Source organism: Mesorhizobium sp. M7A.F.Ca.MR.362.00.0.0, from assembly GCF_004023175.1.
Taxonomy (GTDB): domain Bacteria; phylum Pseudomonadota; class Alphaproteobacteria; order Rhizobiales; family Rhizobiaceae; genus Mesorhizobium.
On the sequence record NZ_RZTF01000309.1, the window covers coordinates 1 to 7,168 of the forward strand.

Annotated in this window: 8 protein-coding genes and 2 pseudogenes; 6 read left to right on the top strand and 4 right to left on the bottom strand. The window is 65.0% G+C overall.

The features are described 5' to 3' along the window. The 3 genes and pseudogenes from EOC06_RS27825 to EOC06_RS27835 all read left to right on the top strand — a co-directional run. Positions 1-216 (top strand): annotated as a pseudogene (locus EOC06_RS27825) (XRE family transcriptional regulator); the annotation flags it as partial. A 165-nt stretch (positions 217-381) separates the two neighbouring features. Further along, positions 382-687 carry a hypothetical protein gene (locus EOC06_RS27830; protein WP_127270646.1) on the top strand — a complete coding sequence of 102 codons (306 nt, stop codon included), beginning with the start codon at positions 382-384 and terminating at the stop codon, positions 685-687. Between the two features lie 244 nt (positions 688-931). Beyond that, entirely contained in the window at positions 932-2,956 is a 2,025-nt protein-coding gene (locus EOC06_RS27835; protein WP_128309294.1) for an acyltransferase family protein, read from the top strand. Positions 2,957-3,066: 110 nt separating this feature from the next. On the opposite strand, the gene EOC06_RS27840 is transcribed toward EOC06_RS27835, so the two are convergent. Continuing rightward, positions 3,067-3,660: a DUF6456 domain-containing protein gene (locus tag EOC06_RS27840; RefSeq protein ID WP_128309295.1), complete on the bottom strand. Its 594-nt coding sequence runs from the start codon at positions 3,658-3,660 to the stop codon at positions 3,067-3,069. Between the two features lie 243 nt (positions 3,661-3,903). Between EOC06_RS27840 and EOC06_RS27845 the strand changes: the two genes are divergently transcribed. Together EOC06_RS27845 and EOC06_RS27850 are read left to right on the top strand one after the other, a co-directional pair. Next, positions 3,904-4,185 (top strand): DUF982 domain-containing protein, encoded by a 282-nt coding sequence (locus EOC06_RS27845; protein WP_127268742.1) that lies wholly within the window; start codon positions 3,904-3,906, stop codon positions 4,183-4,185. A gap of 108 nt (positions 4,186-4,293) precedes the next feature. After that, positions 4,294-4,602: a DUF982 domain-containing protein gene (locus EOC06_RS27850; RefSeq protein ID WP_164749149.1), complete on the top strand. Its 309-nt coding sequence runs from the start codon at positions 4,294-4,296 to the stop codon at positions 4,600-4,602. A 249-nt stretch (positions 4,603-4,851) separates the two neighbouring features. Here the strand turns inward: EOC06_RS27850 and EOC06_RS27855 are convergent, their stop codons facing one another. After that, positions 4,852-5,487 carry a GcrA cell cycle regulator gene (locus EOC06_RS27855; protein ID WP_128309296.1) on the bottom strand — a complete coding sequence of 212 codons (636 nt, stop codon included), beginning with the start codon at positions 5,485-5,487 and terminating at the stop codon, positions 4,852-4,854. A gap of 113 nt (positions 5,488-5,600) precedes the next feature. Next, positions 5,601-5,867 (bottom strand): hypothetical protein, encoded by a 267-nt coding sequence (locus EOC06_RS27860; protein ID WP_236382727.1) that lies wholly within the window; start codon positions 5,865-5,867, stop codon positions 5,601-5,603. A 203-nt stretch (positions 5,868-6,070) separates the two neighbouring features. Between EOC06_RS27860 and EOC06_RS27865 the strand changes: the two are divergent. Beyond that, positions 6,071-6,780, top strand: a pseudogene (locus EOC06_RS27865) (XRE family transcriptional regulator). Between the two features lie 71 nt (positions 6,781-6,851). Here the strand turns inward: EOC06_RS27865 and EOC06_RS27870 are convergent. After that, positions 6,852-7,168: hypothetical protein (locus EOC06_RS27870; protein WP_245470132.1), on the bottom strand; the 317-nt coding region annotated here is incomplete at its 5' end.

Genomic DNA, 7,168 nt, shown 5'->3' on the forward strand with positions numbered 1-7,168 from the left:
ATCATGGCCGTGCAGTGGGCTCCCATCTCCGAACCGGTTCTGGTAGGCAGGGCGATCGTCCTCACCGGATCAGGGCCGGCCTTTGTATCCGTCATCATGCGGCAGGACGTCGCCAGGATCAGCATGAGGCGAGCGCTGCAGATGGCCCATATCGTCAGTCTCGACGACCCCAGTGTCGATCGGCTGGTGGTCAGTCTCGCACGAGAGACCCGATAAACTCGCTTCTTACGGGAAAAATCGGGGAAAGTTTCAAGTTTTTCGACTATATTTTTCTTCGTTTCGGGATTTTTGCGCAAAAAACCCCGGAACTTTCACCCAAACCTGTCGTTTTCCAGCTGATCGTTGCTTCGACGATCCCAAAGCAACAGGAGGAGTACCGCCATGAACATCAAGATGATCTGTTTCGGCGCGATGACGCTCTCGATGGTTGCCGGTACGGCGCTTGCCGCGAGCGACACCGGCACGTCGGCTCTCGACGATCCGGCCAAGATGCAGCCCTTCTACACCGACTCCAGCAGGAAGACGATGGTCAGCGACGACGATTTCGTGAAGGCCTGGAAGGCCCTTACGCCGGACGACCAGACCGCGATGATGAAGGCCTGCGAGGACGAGGCGAAGGACGCCACTGCGGCCAACAGCCATCCGGAATTCTGCAGCAGCGTGAAAGCGAACGGCGGCAGCAAGTAGCAATCCAGCGGCCCGATGAGAAACAGCCCCTTCGCGGGGCTGTTTTGCGTCTGCCGCGGGGCGCACGGACAAGCCCGCCACGCAACGATCAAGCCCGGCCGGCGCGCCGGCCCATTTCCCTTCCTGCTATGTTGCACCGCGATAAAATTGCTCTATGTTGCACTGCGATAAATTTGTTGCATTGCGATATCAGCCTGCCCGGCCGACGTTGCGCAGGGGCTGGGCCTTGCACGAAGGAGCCGTCGTGGCAGCATCGTTCCGGCCGGACATACAAGGATTGCGCGCGCTCGCCGTCGGCGGTGTCGTCGCCTACCATTTCGGCCTCACCGCGCTCCCCGGCGGCTTTGCCGGCGTCGACATCTTCTTCGTCATCTCGGGCTGGCTGATAACAACCCATCTCATGCAGGAGATCGGCGAGACCGGCCGGCTCGACCTTTGGCGCTTCTATGCCAGGCGCGCGCGGCGGCTTCTGCCGGCAGCTTTATTCGTCATCCTGGTTACGCTGGCCGCCGGCTACTTCATCCTGGCGCCGCAGGAGCAGGCGCTCTATTCGCGCGGCGCCATGTTCGCCTCCGCCTATGCCATCAATCTCTGGCTGCTGCGCTGGTCGTTCGACTATTTCGCCGCCGACGCCACCAGCAATCCCTTCATCCACTTCTGGTCTTTGTCGGTGGAGGAGCAGTTCTATCTGGCCTGGCCGGCGCTGCTTCTGCTGGCCGCCTGGCTGCGGCCGGGCCGGCGAACGGCCGCAGCCGTGATCGGCGTTGCCGGTCTTGCCTCCTTCGCCGCCTGCCAGTGGCTGACCAGCGCGGCGCCGGCCTGGGCCTTCTATTTTTCGCCGCTGCGCGCCTGGGAGTTCGCCGCCGGCGGCCTGGCGACGCTGGTCCCCATTGCGTTGCTGCAGCATCGCATCTGGCTGCGGGCAGCACTTGGCTGGTTCGGCCTGGCGCTGATCGCGACCGCCTATCTCCTGTTGAGCGAGGACCTGCCCTTCCCCGGCTGGTACGCGTTGCTGCCGGTGGCGGGCACCGTGCTGGTGCTGCTGAGCGGCGTCGGCGCGCCGCAGAGCAATAGGCGGACCGGCTGGCAAGCCATTGGCCCGGCTACCGCTTTGTCCCTGCCGCCCTTGCAATGGATCGGCACGCTCTCCTATTCGCTCTATCTCTGGCATTGGCCGGTCATCGTCTATGCCGGGATGCTGGCGCCGGAGCTTTCCGTGCCGCAGCGCCTTGGCTGTGGCGTGCTGGCGCTCGCGCTGTCGGTGCTCACCTATCATTTGATCGAAGACCCTGCGCGGCGCGGCGCCTGGATGGCGGTGGGCGCCCGCGCCTTTCCCAAGGCCATTCCAGGCGCAAAACCGCTTCGCGCTTTTCCCGGCCTTGTGCTGGTTCCCGCGCTGATGCTGACCGGCACCGGCGTGGCGGTCGCCTATGCCAACGCGCATCTGGCCACGCGCAACATCGGCCCCGAGCAGCGCGGCATCGAGCAGGCGGTCGAAAGACCTTCCATCGCGCGGGCTGTCGACAAGAACTGCCTGGCCGACTTCCAAACGGTGACGCCGAAACCCTGCATGTTCGGCCCGGCCGACGCCACCCGCACCATCGTGCTGTTCGGCGATTCGCACGCCGACCAGTGGTCGACGCCGCTGATCGAAGCAGCCAGGCGCAACGACACAAAGATCATCACCTATCTCAAATCATCGTGCCGCGCCTCGCGGCTCTCCACCTTCAACACGGTGCTGAAGCGCGACTACACCGAATGCGACGCCTGGCGCGAGCAGGCCATATCAGAGATCATCCGCCACAAGCCGCGCCTGGTGGTGATCTCCGAATTTTCCATCGGCAATCTGATCCGCGACCTGCCACCGGCCGAACGCACCGCTGAAGTAGCGCGCTGGCAGGCCGGCCTGCGCTCGACCTTGCAGGCCTTCAGCCGGGCCGGTGTCGAGACGGCTGTTATCCGCGACACGCCGATCAACGCCAGCTTCGCCGGCTCCTGCGTGGCGCGCACCCTGTGGTGGCGCGAGGCACCCTCGCCGCACTGCGACACGCCAAGAGCCGAAGCCGCCAACGACAGCACCGCCGCCGCCGAGCGCGCCGTGGTGACCAGCGTGCCCGACACCCGCTACATCGACCTCACCAACCAATTCTGCGGCCCGACCACCTGCCACGTCGTCATATCAGGCAAGCTGGCGTTTCGTGACAGGCACCATCTGGCGACGGGCTTTGCCGAGACACTGGCGGGGCCATTGGAGCGGGCCTTGTTTTAGGCGCCTGGGTATCTGCGCCCGGTCCGCATTGTTCATCACATCTTGCGAACCTGTGGAACGGGCTTGATCACCGATCCGGCAGGCATCGCCGGTCGGATCCATTTCACCCCTCACCGCCTCATCATCATCCCGTAATGCACTGCCAACAAATCCAGCCCCACCTTCAGCAGCTTCGTCACCACGTTCCGGCCTTCGCCGGTCTGCTCGGACAGGCGCTTGAGGGAACCGTCCGCGCAGCAGACTTGTCGCACCACGGCGGCCACCTCCCAATGGCCTAGCGCTCTTGTGGCGGCGGCATAGGCCCTGCCGGCGTCGAGCACACTGTCGGCGATGCCGCCGCCATCGCGGCCGCCGTCGACGCGCTCGGTCCAGCGCATCGGCTTGACATCAGCCTGCTGGCTGCAGCGGAAATCCTCGCGGTAGCGCAGACCTGCCTCGCGCTGCTGGCGCGACAGCGAGGTGATGCCGACAAGCGCATCGATGGCGCGCACCCGCACGATGCCGCCGGTGGCGGCGTAGCCGTCATTCGACATCTCGTAGACACGAGCAGCCTCCAGCGTGCCCGCCGCCAGCCGCTTGCGGCCGAAGGCGTCATCCCTGAGCGCGAAATCATGGCCGATCTCGCGGCGTATGCGCACCTGCTCGGCCTCGCCCTTCGGCAATTTCGGCGCCTGCGGTTTGACGGGTCTGGTCCTTTTGCTCATGGGAGGCTCCTGGTTGGCTCGGGATGATGGAGAACGGCAAAGCGGCGATCCTTCGCGCTGTTGGGCATCTCCCCACATGGTCGGCAGGGCGGAGAGAGCCGCCGTTCGGTTGGCCTTCGTTGAATCGGAGGTCGTCGCCTCCTCGCCGCTGCGCCAGCATCCTTGCCGCCCGGCATCCAGGCTGATGGAACCGGCGCGAGCTTTCGACGTTATGTCGCGTCCATGCCAAGGGGAGGTTCGCCGATGACAGCCTTCATGCCGGTTACCGTGCGCTTTTGCGATAACAAAACCATGCTGGTCAGTTCGGTGGCCGGCGCAGCCGAGGCATTGCGCCACCAATGGCCCGACAAGACAGCACCTGGTTATCTCGAGGCGACGCGGCTGGTTACGCTCGCCGTCGAAGGCATCTGCTGCCAGCGCATCGCATTCGACGCCTTCACCAGGGCGGCCAAGCAACAGAACATACTGGTGGCCAGGCCCAAAAGCCGCGCCCATGACTGGCTGAACGCGGTGGCTAGCCCATAAGGATCGCGCGCCGGCCGAAAAATTGATGCAACCGGCCGCCAGCGGGGCGCGTTTATCGATGCGGTAGTTGGAGCCGCGCGCAAAGCGAAGGTGAACGCCGTGGGTACGATGAAAACCGGAGTGCCGCTCAAAGTGCGGGTGGAAGATGAGATCGAAGAGATCGACAGCGTCAGCGAAGCCGCCGATTTTCTGCAGCGTTGGCCGCTCGAGCGACGCGGCCATGTCTACCGCAGTGCGCTGAACGCCTGCAGCGCGGCGATCGCCGCGCAGATTTCCGAAGCCGACGCCATGAAGGTGTTTACCGGCTTTGCCCGGGTGACCGGCATATTGGTCGACGAGGGCAACCCGGCGATGGCGATGGACGCAAGGAGCATGCAGAGCCGCACGCCCAAGCAAGGCCGGCAAATGCCGAAGTAAGGTTTTGGCGATTTTGCTCCGGGCTTGATTCATCTCAGATCCTCCACCTCTGTGCAGCGAGGCAACCCCTCACCCAGCCTCCGCTTCGCTCGGCTGACCATTCCGGGGCGAGTCACGTGTCTCGCCCGTCCTTCGGACCCCCGAGGGGAGAGGAGACTTGCAGCCGTCGGTGCCTCCTCTTCTCCCCAGCGGGGAGAAGGTGTCCGAAGGGCCGGATGAGGGGACTGGCGCAGCAATGGGAGAGCGGGCTCATCCCGCCACAAATACGCGGCGCTGGAAGCGCGCCTGATGGTAGGTGCAATAGCTTTTCAGCGCCCTGGTGCGCATGCCGCAGCACAGCATGTCGGCGCCCGGCCGGCTGCCTGGCGCATCGTTTTCAGAATCCTCCTCCACCGTCAGATCCAGCGGCGCGCGGCAGCGGGAAAACAGGCAATCGATGAAACGCATCGCCACGCCATGCGGCTGCCGGCCAATGGCCGCCGGCGTCTCCAAGCGATAGGCTACGCCGTCGGCGATCAGCACGCCTACCTCGCGCACGAACGAATGGCGCCTGGGCCGGGCCACTTCACGCGCGGGGATGTCCTTGGCGGCAAGCACGCCATGCATCTTGCCGACGACAGGCGTCGCAGTCCCCGGGGCGCCAGTCGCCCGCTTGCTTTCAGCGCGCTTGCCCACCGCGCGTCTGGCTCGCGGCGGCGGTCCCTTACCATTGGCAAAACCGATCGCGCCCAGCATGGCGTTGCGGTGCACGATGCCGATGATGGCGTCGCGCGACACCGGGCTGCCGCGCAACGCGCTGAACGCGACTGCAATCCTGGAGGCTGAAAGCCCGTCCTTCAGCCAGCGGCCGATCTCGTGCAATTCCGCGTCGCTATAGCTTGCCATATCCAGCTCCATCCAAAGTTCGGCCGCGCGCCGTCGGGCAGCGTCAAGGTTCGACCCGGTGGCCGGGTCGCAGTCAGGTTGTTTTTCAAGAGCCGGCTGTCAGCCGACCAGCCTCAGCCGGATTGGGTAGATTTCCCGCCGGCAAGGTGCAGAAGCCGCGCCTCGGCCGTGTTTCTATCCAGGGCGGAAACCGCCCTGCCCGTTGGCCTGTCGAACAGGATGACGGTGCCGTCCTCGGTGCGGATGCAGGAGCGGCCAGCCGAAAAAACAGCGCCGGCGCCATGCCGGTCGGATTGGGGGCCGGAGCCGCTGGGAGCGGCGGCTCCGGCCGTTCCGGTCGCCGGAGACGGGCGGACCGGACCCGGGGCTGGTGCAGTCAAGCACCGAGCCTCGGGCTTCATCCTGACCGGGGAGGAGGACAGCCGGGATGAAAGGGGGGCGACAGCCGCCGGGCACACCGCGCACGGGGCCGGCGCCATTGCGCCATCAAAGGTGGACAGGTTTTGCATAACCATATATAAGCATAACTCACAAATTTATGCAAGCCATTCTTTCATAGACGAGAGCCACTTTCATCACTCACATGGTCGCCATGGCAAGAACGGAACTGTCGATCAAGGTCGGGGCGGCGATCCGCAAGGCGCGCAAGCAGCGCGGCCTGGTCATGCGCCACATCGCCGAGCACAACGACACTGATGTCGCCGCCGTCGGCAATTGGGAAACCGGCCGCAATCTGCCCAAGACCGAGAACCTCCTGAAGACCGCCGCCTTCCTGCGCGTCGACCCGGTGGCGCTGGGTCAAGGACAGGTCGTGTTTCTCGACGATGCCGGACCGGTCGCCGATGCGGAGATCGTCACCGATGCCGGTCCGCTACCCGCCGGGTCGACGGATATCGAGGTGCTGGGCGCGGCCGTCGGCGGCGACGATGGCGATTTCACCTTCAACGGCGAGCCGGCGGGTTATGTCCAGCGCCCGCCGGGGGTGCGCAACCTGCCGAAGGTGTTCGCCCTGCACGTGCTCTCGGATTCCATTCCATGGTGCCGCGTTACGAGCCCGGCGACCTGATCTATTGCGGCGGCCGCGACGCGGTGCCCGGCGACCATGTGGTGATCGAGACCTTCCCCGAAGAAAACGAGCGCAACGGCAAGGCCTTCATCAAGAAGCTGGTCAAGCGCACGGCGGGCGAGCTGGTGGTCGAGCAGTACAATCCGCCGAAGACGCTGACCTTCAACCGCTACGCCATCAAACATGTCTGGCGCGTGATTCCGCTGAAGGAATTGCTGGGGTATTGAGGACGGGGCGTTCTTCCTTCTCCCCCTGCGAGAAGGAAGAAGCAGCGCTGGCACCCTCCCTTCGACAAAACTCAAGCCCGCCGTGATCCCTCCAGCGGCACCTCGCGCTCATTCAGCATCCGCGCTTCGCTGCGCACGCGCTGGCGCTCGTCGACAAACGCCGCCTGGATCGTAACCGTCGCCCCCGGCAGTCCGTCGGCACGGCAGGCCGAACAGACGATGCGGCCCGACAGAGCGGACAGCGGCGTATTCCCCGTCACCCCGAACCGCTTCAGCTGATCGGGTCGCCACCACCTGTTGCGGCCGCAATCGGCGCACTCGACCGAGATCGAGGCGACATGCGCGATTGTCGGCTCCTTGCCTGGTAATGCCATCGCCCCTCCCCATC

Bases quoted from the DNA above. Each gene is read 5' to 3' on its own strand.
- EOC06_RS27830 (WP_127270646.1), top strand. From the start codon at position 382: ATGAACATCAAGATGATCTGTTTCGGCGCGATGACGCTCTCGATGGTT.
- EOC06_RS27840 (WP_128309295.1), bottom strand. From the start codon at position 3,660: ATGAGCAAAAGGACCAGACCCGTCAAACCGCAGGCGCCGAAATTGCCG.
- EOC06_RS27845 (WP_127268742.1), top strand. From the start codon at position 3,904: ATGACAGCCTTCATGCCGGTTACCGTGCGCTTTTGCGATAACAAAACC.
- EOC06_RS27850 (WP_164749149.1), top strand. From the start codon at position 4,294: ATGAAAACCGGAGTGCCGCTCAAAGTGCGGGTGGAAGATGAGATCGAA.
- EOC06_RS27855 (WP_128309296.1), bottom strand. From the start codon at position 5,487: ATGGCAAGCTATAGCGACGCGGAATTGCACGAGATCGGCCGCTGGCTG.